General features: G+C 68.8%; 21 protein-coding genes. 12 read left to right on the forward strand and 9 right to left on the reverse strand.

The features are described 5' to 3' along the window. Positions 1 to 2 precede the first annotated feature (2 nt). Positions 3 to 521: a P-loop nucleotide/nucleoside kinase family protein gene (locus IEZ19_RS06585; RefSeq protein ID WP_189310049.1), complete on the forward strand. Its 519-nt coding sequence runs from the start codon at positions 3 to 5 to the stop codon at positions 519 to 521. On the opposite strand, the gene IEZ19_RS06590 is transcribed toward IEZ19_RS06585, so the two are convergent. From IEZ19_RS06590 to IEZ19_RS06605, 4 genes are read right to left on the reverse strand one after another with little or no spacing between them, the layout of a single operon-like run. Next, positions 499 to 1944, reverse strand: coding sequence for an amidase family protein (locus IEZ19_RS06590; RefSeq protein ID WP_189310050.1), 1446 nt, complete (start codon positions 1942 to 1944; stop codon positions 499 to 501). The two genes, IEZ19_RS06585 and IEZ19_RS06590, sit on opposite strands and share 23 nt — an antisense overlap. Further along, positions 1941 to 3149, reverse strand: coding sequence for an MAB_1171c family putative transporter (locus tag IEZ19_RS06595; protein ID WP_189310051.1), 1209 nt, complete (start codon positions 3147 to 3149; stop codon positions 1941 to 1943). Before IEZ19_RS06595 ends, IEZ19_RS06590 begins: the two co-directional genes overlap by 4 nt. Then, positions 3146 to 3658: a hypothetical protein gene (locus IEZ19_RS50480; protein ID WP_229840010.1), complete on the reverse strand. Its 513-nt coding sequence runs from the start codon at positions 3656 to 3658 to the stop codon at positions 3146 to 3148. Before IEZ19_RS50480 ends, IEZ19_RS06595 begins: the two co-directional genes overlap by 4 nt. A gap of 35 nt (positions 3659 to 3693) precedes the next feature. After that, complete coding sequence (locus tag IEZ19_RS06605; protein ID WP_229840011.1) at positions 3694 to 4164, reverse strand: XRE family transcriptional regulator; 471 nt, start codon at positions 4162 to 4164, stop codon at positions 3694 to 3696. 851 nt (positions 4165 to 5015) lie between these two features. Between IEZ19_RS06605 and IEZ19_RS06610 the strand changes: the two genes are divergently transcribed. The 10 genes from IEZ19_RS06610 (at position 5016) to IEZ19_RS06655 (ending at position 13573) form a co-directional block, all read left to right on the forward strand. Beyond that, positions 5016 to 5903: a helix-turn-helix domain-containing protein gene (locus tag IEZ19_RS06610; RefSeq protein WP_189310052.1), complete on the forward strand. Its 888-nt coding sequence runs from the start codon at positions 5016 to 5018 to the stop codon at positions 5901 to 5903. Positions 5904 to 5905: 2 nt separating this feature from the next. Then, the gene (locus IEZ19_RS06615) at positions 5906 to 6622 is read left to right on the forward strand and encodes a zinc finger domain-containing protein (RefSeq protein ID WP_189310053.1); all 717 of its coding nucleotides are present in this window, start codon (positions 5906 to 5908) and stop codon (positions 6620 to 6622) included. A gap of 154 nt (positions 6623 to 6776) precedes the next feature. Beyond that, the gene (locus tag IEZ19_RS06620; RefSeq protein ID WP_145870839.1) at positions 6777 to 7418 is read left to right on the forward strand and encodes a WhiB family transcriptional regulator; all 642 of its coding nucleotides are present in this window, start codon (positions 6777 to 6779) and stop codon (positions 7416 to 7418) included. Beyond that, positions 7415 to 9046: a hypothetical protein gene (locus tag IEZ19_RS06625; RefSeq protein WP_189310054.1), complete on the forward strand. Its 1632-nt coding sequence runs from the start codon at positions 7415 to 7417 to the stop codon at positions 9044 to 9046. The genes IEZ19_RS06620 and IEZ19_RS06625 overlap by 4 nt, the downstream gene beginning before the upstream one ends. Beyond that, positions 9043 to 9234, forward strand: a complete 192-nt coding sequence (locus tag IEZ19_RS06630) for a hypothetical protein (RefSeq protein ID WP_189310055.1) — start codon at positions 9043 to 9045, stop codon at positions 9232 to 9234. The genes IEZ19_RS06625 and IEZ19_RS06630 overlap by 4 nt, the downstream gene beginning before the upstream one ends. A gap of 83 nt (positions 9235 to 9317) precedes the next feature. Then, on the forward strand, positions 9318 to 9554 hold the full coding sequence (locus tag IEZ19_RS06635; protein WP_189310056.1) for a hypothetical protein: 237 nt from the start codon (positions 9318 to 9320) through the stop codon (positions 9552 to 9554). Between the two features lie 92 nt (positions 9555 to 9646). Continuing rightward, the gene (locus IEZ19_RS06640) at positions 9647 to 10162 is read left to right on the forward strand and encodes a plasmid mobilization protein (protein ID WP_189310057.1); all 516 of its coding nucleotides are present in this window, start codon (positions 9647 to 9649) and stop codon (positions 10160 to 10162) included. A gap of 15 nt (positions 10163 to 10177) precedes the next feature. Beyond that, the gene (locus tag IEZ19_RS06645) at positions 10178 to 11920 is read left to right on the forward strand and encodes a relaxase/mobilization nuclease domain-containing protein (RefSeq protein WP_189310058.1); all 1743 of its coding nucleotides are present in this window, start codon (positions 10178 to 10180) and stop codon (positions 11918 to 11920) included. Between the two features lie 434 nt (positions 11921 to 12354). After that, positions 12355 to 12798, forward strand: a complete 444-nt coding sequence (locus IEZ19_RS06650) for a hypothetical protein (protein ID WP_167531908.1) — start codon at positions 12355 to 12357, stop codon at positions 12796 to 12798. Positions 12799 to 12877: 79 nt separating this feature from the next. After that, entirely contained in the window at positions 12878 to 13573 is a 696-nt protein-coding gene (locus IEZ19_RS06655; RefSeq protein ID WP_189310059.1) for a hypothetical protein, read from the forward strand. Between the two features lie 57 nt (positions 13574 to 13630). Here IEZ19_RS06655 and IEZ19_RS06660 read toward each other — a convergent pair whose 3' ends face one another. The 5 genes from IEZ19_RS06660 to IEZ19_RS06680 form a co-directional block, all read right to left on the reverse strand. Beyond that, the gene (locus IEZ19_RS06660) at positions 13631 to 14035 is read right to left on the reverse strand and encodes a hypothetical protein (RefSeq protein ID WP_189310060.1); all 405 of its coding nucleotides are present in this window, start codon (positions 14033 to 14035) and stop codon (positions 13631 to 13633) included. 230 nt (positions 14036 to 14265) lie between these two features. Beyond that, positions 14266 to 15087 carry an SPDY domain-containing protein gene (locus IEZ19_RS06665; protein ID WP_189310061.1) on the reverse strand — a complete coding sequence of 274 codons (822 nt, stop codon included), beginning with the start codon at positions 15085 to 15087 and terminating at the stop codon, positions 14266 to 14268. Positions 15088 to 15102: 15 nt separating this feature from the next. Continuing rightward, on the reverse strand, positions 15103 to 15393 hold the full coding sequence (locus tag IEZ19_RS06670; RefSeq protein WP_061915897.1) for a hypothetical protein: 291 nt from the start codon (positions 15391 to 15393) through the stop codon (positions 15103 to 15105). A gap of 102 nt (positions 15394 to 15495) precedes the next feature. After that, positions 15496 to 15849, reverse strand: coding sequence for an SPDY domain-containing protein (locus tag IEZ19_RS06675; RefSeq protein WP_093724906.1), 354 nt, complete (start codon positions 15847 to 15849; stop codon positions 15496 to 15498). A 219-nt stretch (positions 15850 to 16068) separates the two neighbouring features. Next, the gene (locus tag IEZ19_RS06680) at positions 16069 to 17310 is read right to left on the reverse strand and encodes a hypothetical protein (protein WP_229840012.1); all 1242 of its coding nucleotides are present in this window, start codon (positions 17308 to 17310) and stop codon (positions 16069 to 16071) included. Between the two features lie 705 nt (positions 17311 to 18015). Here IEZ19_RS06680 and IEZ19_RS06685 point away from each other — a divergent pair. Next, positions 18016 to 20586: a GIY-YIG nuclease family protein gene (locus IEZ19_RS06685; protein ID WP_189310062.1), complete on the forward strand. Its 2571-nt coding sequence runs from the start codon at positions 18016 to 18018 to the stop codon at positions 20584 to 20586. Positions 20587 to 20675: the final 89 nt, after the last annotated feature.

Here is a 20675-nt window from a genome sequence, read left to right on the forward strand (position 1 = left end):
TCGTGAGCAAGCCGACCGCCGTCCTGCTCATCGGGATCACCGGCTCCGGCAAGACACACCTTGCACAGGCCCTCGCCACGACGGGCCTTGTCCGCCTCAGCGTTGACGAGGAGGTCCACCGCCTCCACGGCCGGTATGGGGTCGACTACCCCGAGCACGGGTATTTCGAGCGCGAGGCTCCTGCGGTCGAGACGGTACGTGCGCAGCTCACTGAGCACCTGCGCGCGGGCCGTGCCGTCGTCCTCGACCACGGCCTGTGGCGTCGTTCCGATCGCGAGGAATGGAAGAAGACAGTCCGGGCCGCGGGTGCACTCCCGCTGCTCGTCTACCTGCCGGCCTCCAGGGAGGAGCTCCTGCGGCGCCTCGCCGCGCGCAACCAGCGCAAGGACGCCAATGCCTTGAACGTGACTTCCGAAGCCTTGGACGACTTCTTCGCTCGGTTCGAACCGCCTACCGACGATGAAGGTGCCGTCATCACCTACAACGGCGACGCAGAGCTCATCCGCTCCATGATCCGATGACCCCGGCCGTCCCGCCGAGCAGAGGCGCCAGGTGCTCGGCCATCACGAGCAAGGACCGCTCCGAATAGGCCGGTCCTACCAGCTGCACACCGATCGGGAGGCCATCGGCGCTACGCGCAGCAGGCATGACCAGGCTGGGCAGACCGACGTGGCTGGTCAGGTTGGCCCAGCCGGTCTGGTCGAAGAAGCTCCGCTCAACGCCGTCGACCACGAGAGAGCGGCTCCCGGCCGGGGTCGCCGCCGTAGGAGCGGCGGGCGTAATGAGGACGTCGTGCTGGGCGTCGGCGAAGAACCGGTGCCACGTCTGCCGGAGGCGATGGCGCTCCTCGTTGGCGCGGAGCCAGACACGGTGTGTCTGCGTTCGGTGGCGGAGGAAGGCGGCTCGAGGGCTCGCATCGTCCGTGTGCAGGTCACGGGCAGCGGCGAGTTCGGCGGCGCTAGCGTCGTCGTCGGTGGCTGCGGTCGTGGTGGCGTAGAGGAGCTGCTCGAAGAGGCGCAGAGAGTCAGCGAAGCCGACCGGCCCCGTGGTGTGGCGGACACTCGCGCCGGCGGAGGTCAGCGTCCGTTCGACGGTGGCGAGAGCATCGGCGGTGTTGCGGTCGACTGGGCAGCTCGCGTCGTCGGCCCACATTGCCACGCGGAGCTGGCCGATCTCGCGTTGCGCCGTGGGCAGCGTGACGCTCCAGGGGTTGTTCTCGTCGGGCGACGGTGTCGTCAGTGCGGCGAGGAGCAGGTCGAGGTCTCGGGGGTGCCGGGCCAGGGGGCCGGGGGTGACCATGTCGCTGCTGGTGATCCACCCCGGCGGGCGAGGGACGTGGCCGCGGGCTGGGATGAGTCCCTGCGTGGGGCGCAGGCCGTAGACACCGCAGTAGTGGGCGGGGAGCCGCAGGGAGCCGGCGAGGTCGCTGCCGAGGTCGGCGGGGGTCAGACGGGCGGCGACTGCTGCGGCGGGGCCGCCGGAGGAGCCGCCGGTAGTGCGCTTGGGGTCATGCGGGTTAAGCGTGGGGCCGAACAGGACGTTGTCGGTGTGCAGGTCTTGGCAGTACGCCGGGGTATTGGTCTTGCCCATGATGACGGCGCCTTGGTGGCGGAGCCGGGCGACGGCGTCGGCGTCGTGTGCGGGAACGTGATCGGCGAGGTCTTCGGCACCGCTGGTGGTGCGCAGGCCGGCAGTCTCGAAGCTGTCCTTGATCGTGAGGGGAAGGCCGTCGAGGATGCCGGTGCTCTCGTTGCGGGCGCGGCGTTCGTCGGCTGCGTGTGCGACGGCTCGGGCAGTGCTGTCGTCGCGGGTGACGACGGCGTTGATCTGGCTGGCGTCGATCTGCGCCAGGTGGAGGTCGAGCAGTTCGCGGCTGGAGATCTCGCGGCGATCCAGGGCCTGGAGCTGGACGTGGGCGGGCTGGTGGGTGAGGTCGGTCGTCATGCGGAGACCTGCTCAAGGTGGGGGGCTCGTGCGGGCTGGCGGGGCAGGTGGCGCGCTACGTCGAGGAGAGCGTCGATGTCGTCCATGGGCCTGCTGGTCTGGCGTTCGGAGTCGGCGAACTCGGTGAGCTGGTCGGTCTCCGGGCGGGTACCGGCGGCCCGGGCGGCGATTCCGGCGAGGATCTGGTCGGCGGTGACGGCCGCGGACAGCTCTTCTCCGTGAAGTCCTCGCGCCCGGTGGCGGGCTTCGCTGGCTTCGCGGACTGCGGCATCTAGGTACTGACGGATCACGAACCGTCCGTCTCGGATCTCGACTGCTCGGCGGTAGAGCCGGATCGAGATGCTGCGGAAGCGGCGCCTCTGGGCCGGGTCGACTCGGTCGATCGGCAGTGCGATCTCGGGCGCCTCGCTGTAGAACGCCAGCCACAGGGGGCGTAGGCCGTAGTAGCTGCGGTATTGCTTGATCCGGTACTGGAGACTCTGAGCCTGATCGTTGATGGTGGGCACTAGCCAGCCGATGAGCGTGAGCATGGCTCCGACATCGCCGCAGGTCCACGCGAAGCCCTCCCACTCCGCGAGCGACGCGTTGAAGGCACCGGCGATCACGTTCCCGATGCGCACGGCGCTGTATCCGAGAGTGACGGTCGCGCCGAGGGCGACGATGCGCAGGCCGATACGGACGGACCCGCGTGTGCTGCGGTGGGCCAGGCGCCAGCAGGCACGGGCGAGGGACAGTTCGCCGATGGTGTAGGCCGTGACGTACAGGGTGAGATACGCGGCGTACCAGCCATCATGCGCGTAGTACAGCGTGAAGTTGATCGGTCGCGGCGCGTTCGGCGTCAGCAGGGCGAACAGCACCAGCAGCCCTGCGATCACAGCGAAGCCTGCGGCTAGCCACTCCCGTGCCCTCCTGCGGGCAACTTCGGGGGGTGATCCCCAGTAGGTGAGGACGATCTGCTGGCAGGCGAGCAGCGCGACCACGCACCCCATCGCCAGGGGTACGGAGAGGTTCACCACGCCCAGGACATGATCGAGGTACTGCCACATCAGTGTGATGGAGAACAGGAACGACAGCCCTGACAGCAGGAAGACGGCGGCCAGCGCGGTGAAGGCGGGGTCTCGGCGGCGGGTCGGCACGTCCCACAGCAAGCAGAGGAAGCCGAGCGTGGCGACGACGAGGCTGATCGGGTGGAGCAGGTCCTTCACGGCCGGGCCACCCGTCGGCGCAGCAGCGTGTGCGTGACCCGGTCCTGCACTTCGTCTCCGGAGGACTCGTCGCTGCGCAGCCACCGGTCGATGATCCGGCGCTGGATCAACGAGGCGAGGAGCTCGGTGTCCCGCTCCTCGTCCTCGTCGTACTTGGTACGGCCCAGCATCATCTCGACGGTGGCCGAGCCCACGCTGGTGAAGATGGTTGAGGAGAGCGCAGACGCCGGGCGGTTCTCATGGTGACCGAGCAGCAGGTGGCTGAACTCGTGGGCGATGATGTGGTCCTGGTGCAGGGAGCTGGTCCGCGGGTCGTAGTACACGTGGAAGGCACTCTCCGTGACGGCGCATGCCCCGCACACGGAGGGCGCCTGCTCACGGGCCTCCAGGACCACCTTCCGTCCCGTGCGGCGTGAGACCTCGTCGCTGAGGTCGCGGATATTGGTGACATGCGGGAGCTGCAGCTCGGCCAAGAGGTCAGGCCGGCGCAGCCTACGTGCGGACCACATTGCTTTTCCTTGATCACTTACTGAACGCGGCCGTTTTACGAGCCAGTTGAGGGCGGCAACCCCTCGGACTTTCGTACGCTCTCGACGATTCCCAGGACGGCATCCTTTCCGTCTGCGGAAACGTCAGACAGGCGAAGGAGAACGTTTTTGATCTTCGTGTCGCGAAGCAGTGCGAGCAACTCAAGTTCCTGCACGGTCTTTTCGGCCACGCCGTCGTCGAACCAGTATGCGGGGTCCACACCGAAAAACCCTGCTAGCGCTTCGAGGTGACGCTTCGTCGGGTTATCGCGCTGCCCAGTCCGCAGGAGCCAGAGGTACTGGGCCGACAGTTTGCCCAGCCCGCGCTTCTCCATGAGTTCGGCCACCTCGGCGTTACTGAAGGGGCCGCGGTCCGGCGGGTGCACTGTGTCGAACAGGCGGTTTAGGCGGTCCATGAGCCCCCTGGGGCTCACCTGGCCTTCGGTCGAGTCTTTCATGATCCTTTCCTGGGTGGACTTCGTCGTCACTTCAAGCACCCTACCCCGCGATAAACGTGAGTTGACGAGCTGATCCACTGTATGGAAAGTTCTTCCTCACCAGCACGTTTCCGTGTGACGCGTACCGCCTGTTTCAGGTCGGCCTGTCCGTTTCTACCGGCAGGAGTATGCCGGGTGGCGTGGCGCAAGCCACATTCAGCCAGCGACATAGGTCACGTCTGGCATGCAGGATTTTATCTTCGACCGGAAAGCGTGGAGGCGGCAGTGAAAGCACCCCGCCCACCCCGCATTTCCACTGCGGGGAATAACAGACATCCGTTCCAATTCGGGCACAATGACACGCTCTCGGCGTTCGAGGCAACCGCGGCAACGGTGCGCTTCGACGCGTGGGTGCGTCCCAGGTCGCGCCGTACGGGCACTTGCGGCACACGATCACCCGGTGACTCTCTGCAACCAGTACAGAGTTTAAGAACCAAGTCTGGATCTTGACACGGGTCCGTGCGTATGTTCGTCGTCCCCGGGCAGCCCGCCTGCCGCGACGGACGTGAGGAGACCACGACGACGGACCGGACCGCGAAGGTCCACAAACAGCGACGGCGCCCGAGAGCGGTAACTCACGGACGCCGAACGCTAAGTGGCACACCCGCCCCGGCAAGGACGGGAGATTGCCCACCATCACCACGCTGAGTCCTTCCAAGCGGCGCGTCAGCGTGGCAACACTGCAAAGGGGAGTATCGCATGCCTCCTGCCCTGCGCAAAAGGCCCTTCCGCCTGGCCTGCGCGGCAGCCACCTCCGCCTCGGCGCCTCAGCGCCCCGAGCCGGACCGCACCATGCTGGCCCCGGCCAGCCGCCGGACCCGCCCGCTCATCGGGAGTGGCCGATGAGCAGCGAAGCCCGCGACTGGGTGTGGGAGCACAGCTCCAGCCGGGGGACGGCGCGTCTGGTCCTGCTGTCGATCGCTGACCGAGTGGGCGACGAGCAGTGCGTCTCCTGGGCCTCGCTGTCGAGCCTGGCCAAGCGCACCCGCGCCTCCGTCTCCACGGTCCGCGAGGCCATCGACCGTCTGGTCGACGCCGGTGAGCTGGAGCAGCTTGACGACCTCACCGGCCCGCAGCGCAGCACCGTCTACCGCCTCCCCCTCGCCGCCAAGGCCGTGGCAGAGACCGTGGACGACGAGGACGCCGACCAGGCGTCGGCGGAGGGGACCGAGGCCATCCCGGCGCTGCGGATCTCGGCCCTGCGGCGCTACAACATCCGCCCGCGTGAGGTGCCGGAATCCCCTGCGAGGGCCCGGAAACCGGCAGTACCGGAATCCGGCAGGTCCGGACGGAAACCGGCACAGCGACGTGCCGGGAACCGGCACAGCGATGTACCGGAAACCGGCACACAGAACCGTAGTGAACCGGATTTGAACCGGAGGTACAGCAGTGGTGGTGCTGCCGTCTGCTCAGCTGCCGAGTGGCAGGTCGACCCAGCCACCCACACCTGGGCCCGCGAGCAGGGGCACCTCGACCGTCTGGGCGAGCAGGGCCTGCAGGCGGCCGACGCGAAGTGGCGTGCCCACCGCTCCGGCTTCAAGCCGAGGCCGGCGGCTGCGTGGGCTGCCGACTGGCGTTCCTGGGTCGCCCGGGAGCACCCCCCTGGCCGCCCGAACCTCTACGCCGTGCACGGCACGGGTCCCGGCCAGCCCGGCGGCATGACGCGGGCAGAGGCCCACACCGCCGCACTTCTCGCCGCCCTGAACGAGCCGACCGGAACGGAGCAGTAGCCGTGGACCGCCGTGAAATCGCCGCCCTGCTGGCCTACATCGGCCGACTTGACCCCCGCACCATCCGCACCGACCAGGGCGAGGCACGCGACCAGCTCGCACAGTGGCACGAGTTGCTTGGCGACGTGCCGATGGCCACTTCGCACGGCTGGGACGCCCGCGTCGCCGCCCGCCAGCACATCAGAGTCTCGCCGTACCAGATCCTGCCCGCGGACGTGGCCCGCCCCTGGGAGAGCTACCGGCGCGACCGCCTGGCCCGGCACTCCGATCCCACGCCGTCCGCCGACCCGGACGACCAGGCCGCCTGGACCGCCGAGCTGGTCGGCACCCGCCGCGCCGTCGCCACCGGCACCGCGCAGCCCGCCCAGGCCAGAGCCATCACCAGCGGTCGCGACCGGATCGACCCGAGGCTGGAGGCGCGGCTGCGACAGATCGGCTCCTGCATCCCGCCCGCCGCCCGAGCCGCCCTCGCCCCCTACCGGCCCGCCCGCGCAGCCCGCGAGGCCGCCGTCGCGCAGGGACTGCCCGACGCCCTGAGCGTCAAGTGCGAGTGGTGCCTGGCCCAGCCCGGCGAGCCGTGTCGTCGCCGCCGGATCGGCCCCGACGACGGCGTCCGCACGACCGCCCCGCGCGCCACCCCGCACCCCGGCCGCGTCGACCTCGCCGCCGCCCAGCAGACCCAGCAGAGCGAGCAGGTCCAGCAGCCCGCGCTGGCCTGACCGGCGCATCGGCGCGTGCCTCCCGGCGCACCGCCACCCCAACATCACCGTCCCGCCCCGGATGCGGCGCACGCCCGCGCGCCGTAGCCGGCACCCGACGCCGCGCCCAGCGCCCGCCCAGCCGGCCGACGCGGCAGCACATCGGAGACCACCCTTGCGTCACATCACCACCCACGACGCGCCGGCCACCGGCCTGCGCAGTATCGGAGACACCAGCTGGCACACCCAGGGAGCGTGCCACGGCATGGACGTCGAGGACGCTGACGCCGTCTTCTTCCCGCTCCCGCGGGACCACGAAGCCATAGCCGAGGCGAAGGAGCTGTGCGGCTGGTGCCCGGTACGCAGCGACTGCCTCAACTTCGCCCTGGAAAACGTTCTCAAGGAGGGCATCTGGGGTGGCCTCACCGAGGCCGAGCGGCGTCCCTGGCACGACGGACTGCACCAGCGCCTCGACTACCGACGCGTCACGTCCTTCTTCCTGGGACGCGACGTGCATCTGACCGAGGCCGAGCGGCAGGTCGTCATCGACCACGCCTACGTACGCGGCTGGCGGCCCGACCGGCTCGCCACCGCCCTGCAGATCAGCCACAAGCACGCCCGTGACCTGCTCCGGCAGGCGGCCAACAAGGTGTTCGACCGCGACCGCACCTACGGCGTGCCGCGGCCCAAGAAGAAGCGGAAGAAGACCGCCCCAGCAGCAGGCGGCCCCGCGCCCGCCGCACCCGGCACACAGCAGCCGGCAGCCCGCCCGGCAGCGTCGACTCCGGCGCACGCCTCTCTCGGAAAGGCCGCATGACCCACCCCCTCCTGTCCCTCAGCGCCGTTCCGGACCTCCCTCTCCTCCTCGCCGCCGTCGTGCCCGCCGCCGTCGTGCTGGTGCTGACCGCCTGGACGATCCGGCGCCGAAGCACGCGCCCGCAGAAACGTCTCAGCGATCCGGCGGTCAAGGTCGCTGCCCTTGCCGCCCTCGGCTGTACTTGCTACTCCGGGGACACGAGCTGGCGGTTCGCCGCCGACTACCTCGACATGGCCGGCGCCGCCGAGCGAGCCGGCATGTTCGCCGCGGCCGAGCTGGCGCTCTTCGCGACGGCGCTGATGGCACGGCAGAACCTGGCCACCGAGGGCGCCCCCGGCCTGCCGGGCACGCTGGTCTGGGTGATCACCACAGTTCAGGTGATCCCCGCCTATGCCGAGAGCGGTCCTATCGGCGGCACGGTAAGGGCCTTCGTCGGGCCGGTCATGGCGGCGATGCTGTGGCACCTCGCGATGGGGATCGAGCTGCGCCTGCGCACCCCGGGTGCCGCCTCCCACGGACTGATCGCCGTCCTGGGGCGGGAAGCACGCGAGCGGCTGCTGTCCCGCCTAGGGATCGCCGCACGCGACCGCGACGCCGCGCAGATCACCCGGGACCGGGCCACCGCCCGCGCAGTCGCCCTCGCCGCCCGCCTCGCCGAACGCACACCCGAGCAGCAACAGAGCCGAGGCGGCCGGCGGCTGACGCGGCGCCTGTCGAAGGCGGTCGGCAGGGCTTCGGTCGGGACCGACGCCCGCCAGCGCGCGCAACTGCTCGACCAGCTCGCCGCGCGCCGACACGCACTCGCGCTCGCCACGGTCCCGCTTCCCTCCCCTTGGTCCCCGGCGCACACCACCTCGACGGCAGCCACGGTCCCCTCACAGCCGGCTTCGAAAGCGCCGGTCCCCGTAGACGGTCCCGACAAGTCGGTCGGGGACCGGGGACCGAGCGCTCCGCGGGGACCGGTCCCCGAAATCACGGACTCCGAGGAGTCAGCTAACACGGGGACCGAGGGCGAGAACGCGGGGACCAGGGTGGGGACCCAGGCCACAGAAGCAGGTGCGGTCCCGGGGACCGGTCCCGCCAATCCGGAAGCCTCGCAGGAAGACGCCGGAGGCGCGGGGACCGACCGCACTTCGCGAGAAACGCCTGCTCAGGGCCCGGATCCGCATCGGGGACCGAACGCCGCCGAGTCGGGGACCGAGCCCACCGGGGACCGGGGACCGAACGACACCGACACGGGGACCGAGCCCACCGGGGACCGGGGACCGAACGACACCGACACGGGGACCGAGCCCACCGGGGACCGGGGACACAAGGTCCCCCTCCGCCGGAAGGCGACCACGAAACCCCGGCCTAAGACCAAGGGGAAGCGCACCCGGTCCCGCACCCCGCAGACGCAGCGTCCGCCGCGCGAGCCGGAGCAGTCGGTGGACCAGCTCGTCCAGCAGGTCCGTCCACACGTCCCTGCCCTGCTCGAACGGGACGGCAACGAGTCCGTCACCCGGGTCCAGCTGCGAGAGATCCTCCGCCGCGAGGGCCTGAAAGGCGGCCGGAACGACCGACTCAGCCTCGTCCTCCAGCAACTGCGGAGCGAGGACACCACTACAGCAAGGAGCACCGCCCCGTGAAGACCTGCCACCAGTTCAACACCGTCCGCGCGGAGTACGAGCGGGAGATCGGCTTCATGCTCGCCCACTCCAAGCGGCACGAGGGCAGGCCGGCGGCGAAATCCAGCGCGAAGCAGGCTGCATCGACGAAGCAGCGGATGGCACGGGCGCTCAGCAGCCACGTCGGTCGCTGCCCCGAGTGCGGCTGAACCTGCAAAACCCCAGCTCAGCGCCCCTAATCGCAACCGGTGGCCCGGCTCCGTGCCGGCCGCCGCACTTGAGGAGAAACGCCGTGATCGCGCGACCTACTCGCTCATCCGAGCCCACAGTCGTCGAGGCCGGCGCCTGGGCGGACGTCCTGGTCCGCCGGCGGCTCCTGCACGCGGCCGTCCTTACGCCGAGCGGCCAGTGGCTCGTCCAGGACCAGCCCGACGGACCCGTCCGCGTCCTCATAGGACCGGCCGACGTCCTCGCGCTGGCCGCAACCACCCAGCACCACACCCGCTCTACGAGGCCCGAATCCCGATGACGAACCCCACCCAGAACGGCACCACCCCGGAACCTGCTGGTGACTCCAACTCGGTCTCGGGGCGAGCAAGTTATCCCCTTGGATACTCCGCCTTGAGCGGAGTATCCAAGGGTTCCCCTACCCCTGGGGGGCAGGGGCTCGTCCGGCGCCGGGGGACGCCAGACGAGGAGGCTGCGACCGAGGGCGGATCGCAGCCAGAGGGGATAAAGGACGGACGTGAGCAGCCGCGCACGCGCCGCCGCAAGTACCAGCGTCGCCAGCGCCCCCACGTCCGCAACACCCGCTTCAGCGACGACGAACTCGCCCTCGTGACCGCCGGCGCGAAGGCCGCCGGCCTCACTCTCGCTGGCTTCCTCGCCCGCGCTGCCCTGTCCGCCGCCCGCGACCTTGAACGGACCGCGAGTGCCGTCGCCGGCGAGCGTGAGGTGATCGCCGAGTTGTTCGCCGCCCGTCGGCACCTCGGTCACATCGGCGGCAACTTGAACCAGATCGCCCGAGCGGTCAACGCCGGAGGGCACCCGCACGAACTCGACGTGGTCATCGCGGCCACCGACCGCGCAGTCCAGCGCGTCCAGCACGCCACCGACCGGCTCCTCCACCAGGACTAGGACCCCCTCACCGGCATGATCCCCAGGATCCAGAAGCGCGGACAGCGCACCATCGGCCTCCTCTCCTACCTCTACGGGCCGGGCAAGTTCGAAGAGCACACCGACCCGCACCTGGTCGCCTCCTGGGATGGCAACGCCCCCGACCCCGGCCGTGACCCGTCCGCCACGCTCAAACAGCTCCAGCAGCTCCTCGATCAGCCCGTCGAGAACGTCGAGCAGGCCGACCGGCCCAAGAAGCATGTGTGGCACCTCTCGGTCCGCAACGCCGAAGAAGACCGTATTCTGAGCGACGAGGAATGGGGCGAGGTCGCCCGGCGCATGGTGGCCGCCGCCGGCATCGACGACCCCGAGGAAGGCGCCGGATGCCGATGGGCGGCGGTCCGGCACGCCGACGACCACATCCACATCATCGCCACCCTCGTGCGCGAGGACGGGTTCAAGCCCGACCTCGACCACGACGCCGTCCGGGTCCAGGCCCAAGCCCGCACCCTCGAAGCCGAACTCGGCCTGCGCCGCCTGAACAAGGGCGACGGCACCGGCGCGAAGCGACCCACCAGCGCTGAGCGCCACAAGGCCGAGCGCCAGGGCCGCGAGCGCACCGCCCGCGAGGAACTGCGGGAAACGGTACGGCGCGCGGTGACCGGCGCGAGGAGCGACGAGGAATTCTTCGACCGGCTCGCCGCCGCCGGACTCCTGATCCGCAAGCGTGCCGCCCCCTCCGGCGACCTCCTCGGATACAAGGTCGCTCTGCCCGACGACCTCAACAAGGACGGCGAGCCGGTCTTCTACCCCGGCGCACGCCTCGCCCCCGACCTCTCGCTGCCCCGCATCCGAGAGCGCTGGTCCGGCGACGCCCAGGAGAACCCAGCCGCCCGGCAACAGCAAGCACCCCGGACAGGACCGGGCGCTCCGGCCTCCGCCCGCCGCAACACGGCATCAGCCGCCTGGCAGGCCGTCCTCGTCGTCGAGCACGGCGACGATGCGATCGCCGCTGCCCACATCGCCGCGGTCGGCGAGGTCCTGGATGCCCTCGCAAAGACGTCCGCCGCCCACACCCGCCGCGAACTCCGGGACGCGGCTACGGCCTTCGAACGTGCCTCGCGCTCCCATGTCCGCGCCGTACGCGGGCACGACCGAGCCCTGCGGCAGGCCGGCCGCGACCTCGTCCACGGCGGCCCGGCCCTCGGCCGCGGTGAGGACGGCGCCACCACGGCGATGGCCATCGACATGCTGTTCTTCCTCATCACTGCCGCCGCGCACTGGCACGCCAGAAAGGGCCACGCTCAGCAGGCCGAGGCCGCCGCCCGGGCCGCCGAGCACCTGCGTACCGCCTACCAGACCGCCGCCGCCCAGCCCCTCGGAGCGCTCTACCAACGAGGCCGGCGTATGAGCCGGCCGATACTCCAGCGGCAGACCGTGCTGCTGCGCGAGGCGCTGCCGGAGCTGGCCGAGCAGATCCTCGCCGAGCCCGGCTGGTACGCCCTGGCAGCGACCATCGCGGAGGCAGAAGCCGCCGGCCACGACCCGGCCACCCTCCTGTCCGACGTAGCCGAACGCCGTGAACTCGGTACCGCGGACTCCGTGAGCGACGTACTCGTGTGGCGGATGCGGCGGACGGCCGACCTGCCCGCAGACGCCTCCCACCTGCCCGAGAGCAGCACCACGGGGAGCCGGTCCGCAACGCGCGGGACGACGACCAGGACCTCCGCGCCCGGCAGGCGGCGCAGCGGAGAGGAGGCATCGCGTAAGACGCGGTGAGCCCGACGGGTGCCGGCACGCGGTCTCAGCGCATCACCGAAAGAAGGGAGAGCACCACCGCTCCGCTCGCAACCCTCGGCATGGCCGTACGCCACATCGAACCTCGGTGACGACCAGGTTCGATGTGGAGGCCGTCGAAATCCGCGCACCTACAGGACAGGCGAGCATGACGTAGATGAGGCGAGTCGAGCCAGTAGGCGTCGCGGAGTTGGGCGGTCGAGGGAAACGGCGACGTGTGATCGGGCACACCGTGAAAACGGCATCTCGCAGCACGAAGACACGCACGGTGGCCAACTCGTCATCCAGGCGACCGAGAAGCCGCAGATGACCTGGCCGAAGGCGGCTGTGGACTTTGTGAATTGCAACCGTCGGGGACGTGGCGCACGATCTTGAAGCGCGCAGGACGAGGTGACGAAGTAGAGGAGGGCGCCAGGGTGTTTCACCGGATACGCCGCCGGGCGAAAGAGCCGAGCGAAGCTCAAAGGCAGTTCGCCGAGCTGCACGCGCGGATGCAGGGCCAGGTCCCGCCAGGCATTGGGGTGCCAGCGGCCGAACCGGAGCCCGCCGAGCCGGCCCGCCTCGTGGACGACTTCCTTCCGCCGGAGCTGCGCGTGCCGAGCCACGACCAGGTCGACGGCAAGATGATGCCGTGGAAGCAGCCCCTCGTCCTCGACGGCGAGATGGCCGCCTGCGCCGAGTGCGGCGCCTACCGGGACTGGCTCATCCTCTCCACCCGCGGCGAGATCTGGCTGCGCTGCCGAGCAGGCCACCAGCAGCAGGAGACCCGCCTCGACACGGCGTGGTTCAACCGGAACAGCGGACCGGCGGACGCGACGCACGCCACGTTCGAGGACTGCCTGCGCCACCTCGGGCACTGACCACCACTCCTACGACCCCACCGGGCCCTCGGGCCCGCACTGACCACCCGTCGCCTAGCACCAAGGGGTCAGTTCCGTCATGCGCGTTCGCGTCGCCACCACCGCCCTCGGCATCACCGCCGCCCTCCTCGCCCTGCCGGCCTGCTCCACCGACACCACCGGGGCCAAGCACCAGACCCCCTCCTCCGCCCGGACCGGAAAGCTTTCCGGCGCGGTCCACAAGCCAGCCGCGCTCTCCTCGGCCGCGCTCGAGTCCCGTCTGCTCGACCAGAGCGACCTCGGCAGCGGCTACCTGTCCAAGTCGCAGCGTCCTGCCCAGCACGACGACGTCACCGTCATCGGCTGCCCGGCCCTGAGCGAGCTGGGCGGCGGCGCGGCGACCGGCGGCACGCTCACCTTCCCGCGCAAGGCGAAGGCCGCCTTCACCTACGGCGACAGCTCCTCGGAGTTCTCCGAGGAGCTCTACAGCGACACGGCGAACAAGCTGTCCGCCGGCATCGGACGGATCTTCGACGCCATGACCGGCTGCCCCGCCTATCAGGTCGTCGCGGGCGGCACACCGATCGACATAACCGCGCAGAAGCTGCCCGCGCCCCGACGACTCGGGGATCAGCAGTGGAGCCAGCTCCTGACGTTCTCCACCGCCGGGCGCAGCACCGTGGTGAAGCAGACCGCGATCCGGGACGGCAATCTGCTGCTGATCGTCTCCGGCGCTCCGGCCCTCGTCGACCGCCACCTCGACAAGGCCCTCGCCAAGGCCACAGCAACCGGCTGACCTGCCCGGTCATGCTGCTGCCCCCCGACCATGGTGGTCGGGGGGGGCAGCAGCGCGTCAGCCGACGCGCTGAGCAGCGCGCGCCGCCTGGGCGGGGACCCAGGCTTGGACCTGGCCGGGCTGTACGTAGAGCACGTTCGGATTGTGGCTGTGGGGTCCATAGCCGCTAGAGGCGTTGACGAGCAGGTACGCGCCCGCGAGGACGTGCCAGTTCCAGAACCAGGCGTCCTGTTGTCGACGGGTGTCGCACCAGGTCACAACGGCCTTCGACCCGCGGCGTCCGCGCTGGTAGACCCGCGTGATCTGAAGAAGATCTCCTCGGCCTGCATTCCTGTGCTGTTGGAACGCCTGCCACTGTGCCGCGAGGGTGGCCGTGCGTTTGCGGTGTGAACGGACCTTCAGCGCGACAATCACGGCGACGCCAAGGACGAGGACAAGAAGGACGCCGGGGCCGAGGTGCATTGCTGCATCCTGCAGCCTGGCGTCACAGGGGGGCAAACCCTTCGCCGAACATCGAGGAGCAGTTTCAGGCAGCGACTGCGCCTCTCGCGAGCCGGGACCCGTCCCTGCTGCCAGGGAAAGCCAACAGCGCGTTGTGTGCACACAAGTGCCAGCCCGTGAGCACGAAGCCCGGCCCTCCATTTCGGAAAAGGCCGGGCTGTGTGTTTGAGGGGAAAGGCAACGGCGGGGCGTTAGATGGCCGGCGCGCGCAGGAGCCGCTCCCGGGTGGCCTCGGGCAGCACCCGTCGCAGGACCGGTGCCGTCGAGCTGAGGGAGGCGGCGAAGGCTGCCACGAGGTCGTGCGGGACGCTGGAACCGAAGGAGGCCGCCCACAGGCACGGTGCGCCGAGCGCGGGCTCGGCCCACGCTTGCCAACCGGCCAGCCCCGCCTCTTCGGTCTCAGTGATCAGGGCGCGAGGGTCGGCGTCCTGGATGAGCGGCGGAACCTCGCCGAGGCTCATGTGCGAGGTGAACGTCGGGTCCGTCGCTGCCGCCTGGGGCTGGTCGATGTCGCGGAGCCAGCCGTGTGCGGCGACGGCGTCGAGGACCATCTCGGGGCCGGCGAGCGGCATGGCGGCCTGGTCGCGGGCGTCGAGCGCGACGAGGAAGTCGGACACGGCCTCGCCAGGGACGTCGGGGGTGAAGTAGGCCGACCATTGGGCTAGCGGGCTGCTCGTGTCAGCGCGGGCGGAGATCTGCCACGCGATCGGCAGGTCCCCCAAGTGGAACGGTTCGTCCGCCAGGCTCCACTGGGCCCATCGGAGGGTGTCGGGGCTGATGTGCAGGACGGTGCTGCGCAGGACCTGGCGGCCCTCGGGTGCCTCGTCCGGCTCGTGGCGTCCGCGGACGATCGTCAGGCTCGTCCAGCCCAGGCGGGCGAGCGTGTCGGCGACGGTGTCGTAGAGCCGCCCATCGTCACCGGCCAGATGCCGGGGGCCGACCCAGAACGCAGGCTGGCCGCCACGTGGAGTGGACGGGTCGGGCGGGAATTCGGGATACAGGGGCGCCTCCAAGGGCTCGGTGCGGGTCTAGTTACCGCCGGCACGGCGGCGGGGGCGGCGCGGCGGTGCCTGCGTGTCGCCTTGCCAGGTCAGGGCGACAGCGACCTCGGGCGGCAGATGACCGAGCTGTGAGCCCTCGTCTCGGCCTTCGGCGAGGTACACGACGGTTTGGCCGGTCTCGTCCACGGACTGCACGACTTGCGCCAAGCGGTGTGCCATCGGAAAGAACGGGTTCATGGCCTGGCGGACGGGAGCACTGCGGTCGCAACCGGACAGCAGGTCGATGAGATCGCCGACGGTCATCTCCGTGGACGTCATGAACGGCCTCCTTGGGTGAGGAAAACGGTGAGCGGTGGAGTTAGCCGGCGGCCTGGCAGTCAGCCGACCACCCTCCCAGCGAGGACTACGCGTGGGGCGCTGTCATACGCGACGCGAGGTTTCCAGCACGCGCGCCACGGCGGCAGCGACGATGTCGGCCGGCGTCTCGGTGTCGAACGACAGCTGGTAGCCGGGTACCTTGGCGGTTCCGGTGACGGCGATCTTCCATCCCTCGCCGTCGGTGCCGGGACGACCGAGCGGGAACCAGCCGAGGTAGAACCGGCCGTCCTTGGAGCTGACGTGCACGTCCGCACGGTCGTCCACGATGAGGTTGAAGTCCTCGGCGCAGAACTGGTCCATGACGAGCGTGGGCTGGCCAGGGCCCAGCTGCCACTCGCGCAGCCGCAGGGCTTCGACGGTGGTGGAGAAACCGGGGCCGACGGAAGCCACGGTCACAGACAATCACCTCTCTGACCTGGGGTTTCTTGCAAGGTCGTCTACGTTGACATGCTCCCGCGCAGGTTGGCCAGTCTTTCCGTGATCTTTCCTGTCTGCCCCCGGCGAACTGTCGTCCTTGGACAGTTGTAGGTTCTCAGATCCCGTGTCATTTTCTCAGTCGCGATGTCATGTGACTGGCCGAACTGACACGAGATTGAGAATCGCTGGCCACTGCCGTCACTCGTTTGAGGACTCCGTTGCCAGCGGGATACCGCACCGCGGGCAGCCGTTTGCGTGGTCGTCCTGGCAGACGTAGCCGATGGCACCTTCCACGCACCATTCGGCAGCCTCCTCGGACAGCAGGTCGGGCCCGGCAAGGAGCAGCCGACGAAATTCCGTGGTGTCCGCAATGTCGGCCGGCCGGTTGGTGAACCACTCGTCGAACCAAGGCTTGTCCCGGTGTATGCGCCAGTGCGCATTCTCCCGGTCGTCGACAGCCGTAAGGAACCGATCGACGATGCGCCCCCAACTCGGTGCTCCGAACCAGCCGTTGTCGGACGCGCAGAAGGATTCGATCAGGGTTCGCAGGCCGAACTCCTTCTCGCTAAGGCAGTACCTTCGCCCCCATGAGATCGCGACCTGTGCCATCCCCGCGAGTTCTACGCGCGGATCAACCTCGTGTGCCGGGTCGTCAGGGTTGTGGCAGGCCAGCCCGAGCTCGAGCACAGACTGCCCGGTCGGTAGAACCCGGGACGGGTTGACGATCGCGAGACCGAGACCGATCCAGTCGACATGGTCGAACGACAGCATCGAGCGCACGAGTCGGGTGGTTGCCGTGTTGATCCGCATCATTGTGCCGTCGTGCAGCGGACTCTTCCCGGCATGCCAGTTCTCGACGGGTGTGTTGCGCCACACGGCGAGCGTGATGCGGGTGGCAGCGAGCCACAGCAGGGCGTCGTCGTCGAGGTGCCCGAACCGCTTGGCACACTCCTGGGCGCCGTAGGTGATCAACTCTTCCGGTTTCGGCCACCTGTGGCTGTCGGGCCCTTCAGGCGCGTACTCGTAGTCGTCGGCGTACCCGTCGAGGATCGCGCTCAACTCGGCTGCGCTGTAAGCCTCGCTGTACTCGGAGCTGTCCGGCTCCTCGACGGTGTACATGTCGTGGTCCCAGGAGACGTACACGTCGCCCCAGAGCACGACGTCATCGCACTCGCTGGCGTTGTCCGTCACAACCGGCCTGATGGTGATCGGGGCAGTACGCCCGTCGGTTCGCTCGCCGTCCTTCTTGGCTGCCCATGCGGTGATGACCCCGAGCGGCTTCGGAAGGAGAGGGCCGACCTTGGTGATGCTGAACGGCTCGTCGTCGTCATCGGTGTCGAACCGGCTGTTGACGAACGCGACCGCCTCGGAGGGCGTGCTGACGATGGACTGGGTACCACTCTCGTTGTCAACCACTCGCCACAACGCGCTGTTCTTCACGATGCTCTCCGATCGCGGTGAGTGCACCCGGGGCGGGTGCGATGCGCCGGGTCGCTCGGCACTGACTCCAATTATGGGCTGATTAACCCGTCCGTAGTCCCGCAGGCGCTTGTCAGCGACGACGCTCGGGACGTTCGTGTGCAACGAAGGTGTGTGAGTGGGTGGAACGGATGGTTGCCGATGCAGGTTCGTGACGCCCCGGGCCGCGTTGCAGCCTGCTGGACAGCCTGAGGAAATGACACCGATCTGAGATAGCCGCCTGCCGACACATCGTGAGACTCAAGGGAAATATCCAGGTCACAGGGTCGGCGCCTGACACTGAAGTTGAGAACCTACAACAGTGAAGCCAGTCGCCCTGGCATCTGATCCAGGCGCTTGACAGCGAACCGAGTCGTGGGGGCTTCCCACACCGCCACGGGCCCGAGGAAGTCAGCGGGAACGTCGCGATGCGGGTCTCTTGTCAGCGGCACCTCCTACACTCCGCAGATGCGACAGCCCAGGATGATGAGCTGCCTGGCCGTGGCCCTCCAGGCCATCAGGGCTGATGGGCATGGCGTCTGCCAGGCGCCTGCATGTCCCACAGGTCGCCGACAGCACGCGCCGGCAGAGCTTTCACGAGGACGGTCTCCGGTGCGGATGTCGGAGAGGGTTCCATTACCGTCCTTGTCTAACAGGGGGATTAGAGCTGTGCCTTCCGCTACTGGCTTGACCGACCTGCGCGAGCAGTGGATCCAGAAGATCTGCGCGGGGATTGCCACCTCTGTCGGTCGCCACCACCCGTTGCTGGATCCGGCGCGGATCGTCAGTAACCCGAGTGATCTGGATCTATTGCGTGCCCTCCTGATCCTGCGGATCGCCGTCTTGGACGCGCGTGGCCGGTCCACCGCGCACATCACGGGACTGCTGGCAAAGCACCCGGTCTTCGCCGATCCCAAGCCTGACACGGATCAACTCACCAGCCTGGTCGAGCATGTCCGCCGGCACGTGGAGCGCGACGGCCTTGTCGGTTCCGTCCTGCTATTCGGCCTCGGACTGCGCGCTGCGGATCCAGAGAGCACGTATGCCCTCCTCCTGGACCACTGGTCACGTCGGTCGTCCCGCGCGGCGACCGCCGCCCAAGTGGCCAGGGAACTGGCCCGGCACTGGGGCGTGGAGGCTCGCACCGGAGAGGCTCTGGTGCCTCTCTCAGTCATATCTCTTGATGCGTACTCCGACACCATCTGGTCCAGGCTGGAAGCGGAACGCGACGCTCATGTGCGGCATGCCGCCTCAGTTGCCTTGATCAGGAAGGGCAACGACGCTCATCGCCTGTGGCTGGCGCAGTTTCCCGCCGACGAGGCCAGGCACCTATGGAAGTTGGGCGCAGATGTGGCCTACTGCACCGCGGCCAAGGAGCACCTTCGAGAGGTAAGCCGACAGCTCCGGAAGAATCACGCTCTGCGGCCAGTGATCGCCCGAGCCTTGAAACTGGTCAACGAGCAGCTAGAGATGCTCGGCGAGGCGATCGGCTGCCTGAGCGACACAGAGCGCGACATGCTGCGGGCGCGCACCCATCAGGAGCGCTTCCAGGACGCCTGCATTCAGACCTTCCTGAACCACTCCCTCGACTTCCGGCAGTCGTACCCAGGCAGTTCCTGTGTTCCTGATGCCGAAGCGGTACACGGCACCTTCGGCCCTCTGCCCTGGTGGAACATCATCGTCCGAACCGCAGCAGAGGCGGAGGCTGCCCTCGCCGCATTCACAGAGGGGGTGCTGCCCCTCGGTTTCGAGCGGGATCCCGAACATCGGAACCGCCTTCTACTCATCTGCCGTAAGCCCAGGACGGAGTCCCCGGGCATGCACGCCCACTTCGTCTTCGACCTGGACAACCCAGGCCACGCCTGCGAGCTGCTCCTCATCGCGAAGCGTGCCGGCGTCCCTATCGACCTCTATGCCCAAGCACACAACGAGTACGACGAAATCGAGTCCACCCACCTAGGCACTGTGTACGCACACATCGGTCCGGAGCTCGCCAGTCTGATCACGGAAGCCGCCACCAATGCACTGGCCCGATCCCTGCCAGACTTCCGTAACCGCGACTACGACGAACATGAGGGGATCGAACCGCTCGAAGAAGCGTTGCGCTGTCTGTCCCGCGCTGAGGTGGAGCACTTCTCCTCGGGACGCCGCATCACCGTCTCATCCCGTCACAACCTCGAAGGTGAGATCGAAGTACTGTCGTCCGACCCGCCAGTCACGCTCTCCGGATTCTCCAGGGGCACCAAGAGGCACCAGAAAACCGGCAGCTCACGGAAGACGGGCAACGGGACTCCTCTGCCCCCTCCTCGGACCACTGGGTTCGTGTACGTCCAGCGGAACCCTGCCTTCCCGGACATGCTCAAGATCGGCTACACAGACCTGCTCGCGGAGGACCGAGCCAAGAACCTGTCGGGCACATCGGTCCCCTTCCCCTTCGACGTGCTCTTCAGGGCCCACACATCCCGGCCCAAAGACGTCGAACAGGCTGTCCACCGCCTCCTCACCGCCCAACGCGTTAACGCAAGCAAGGAGTTTTTCCGCGTCTCCCTTGACACGGCCATCGAGGCGATCCGCCGGTGCCAGAGGGAGGTAACCGGTATCAACAGCTGGGAGCCGATCCCTGCGCTTCATCGCCTGCCCGCGAATGACCGAGTCGTCCTGCCCCTGAGGGCAGGGCAGTTGTTCGTGCTCACCGCGTACCCCCATCTGCTCAGCTCGTCCGCTGAGGTTCTCGACATCTGGATGGCCCACGCGGACGGCGACCTCCTGGAGATCCACTCCACGCATGACCCCGGGCACGTGGCCGGAATCAGCGACAACGATCCCGGCGCTTACGAGGACCCCGTTCCCTTCCTCGACAGAGACGGAACCGTGCGGAACGGCATGCTCCATGGCAGGGAGCGCCTGGTAGCCGGCGACCGGCTGATCTGGTTCTCGGACGAGGAGGGGCCGACCGACGCCCGCGGCGTCGTCTTTGAAGCGAACGCGTCCTGCCAGGTCACCTACCGGACATCAGCCCCCCGACGGGGCCCGCTGGGTATTCCTCTCCTGCTGAACGATCCTGACCGGGACCTTCCTGATGCTATGGGGGCACTCGTCAAGGATGTCCTCGCACTGCGCCCACCGCGCACCTGGGCTCCCCGGAACCCTCAAGAAGAGGACGGCTGGGCGGTAGCAGCCACGGATCCCCAGCCGCCCGAGCACTGGCTCCCTCAACTCGAACGACGGCGAAACGACGTGCGCCGGGACCGACCCTGAGTACCGTGCGGTATGGGGGCCAGCTCGACGTGTCCATGTCCAGCGCCAGGACTGAATTACCAGCCGGATCGATTGCGCCGCGGCTCCGT

Origin of the sequence: Streptomyces brasiliensis, assembly GCF_014647875.1 — a bacterium.
GTDB lineage: Bacteria > Actinomycetota > Actinomycetes > Streptomycetales > Streptomycetaceae > Streptomyces > Streptomyces brasiliensis.

Excerpts from the sequence above, each read along its gene's own strand:
- IEZ19_RS06590 (WP_189310050.1), bottom strand. The coding sequence starts at position 1,944 with ATGACGACCGACCTCACCCACCAGCCCGCCCACGTCCAGCTCCAGGCC.
- IEZ19_RS50480 (WP_229840010.1), bottom strand. The coding sequence starts at position 3,658 with ATGTGGTCCGCACGTAGGCTGCGCCGGCCTGACCTCTTGGCCGAGCTG.
- IEZ19_RS06610 (WP_189310052.1), top strand. The coding sequence starts at position 5,016 with ATGAGCAGCGAAGCCCGCGACTGGGTGTGGGAGCACAGCTCCAGCCGG.
- IEZ19_RS06625 (WP_189310054.1), top strand. The coding sequence starts at position 7,415 with ATGACCCACCCCCTCCTGTCCCTCAGCGCCGTTCCGGACCTCCCTCTC.
- IEZ19_RS06645 (WP_189310058.1), top strand. The coding sequence starts at position 10,178 with ATGATCCCCAGGATCCAGAAGCGCGGACAGCGCACCATCGGCCTCCTC.
- IEZ19_RS06655 (WP_189310059.1), top strand. The coding sequence starts at position 12,878 with ATGCGCGTTCGCGTCGCCACCACCGCCCTCGGCATCACCGCCGCCCTC.
- IEZ19_RS06660 (WP_189310060.1), bottom strand. The coding sequence starts at position 14,035 with ATGCACCTCGGCCCCGGCGTCCTTCTTGTCCTCGTCCTTGGCGTCGCC.
- IEZ19_RS06670 (WP_061915897.1), bottom strand. The coding sequence starts at position 15,393 with ATGACGTCCACGGAGATGACCGTCGGCGATCTCATCGACCTGCTGTCC.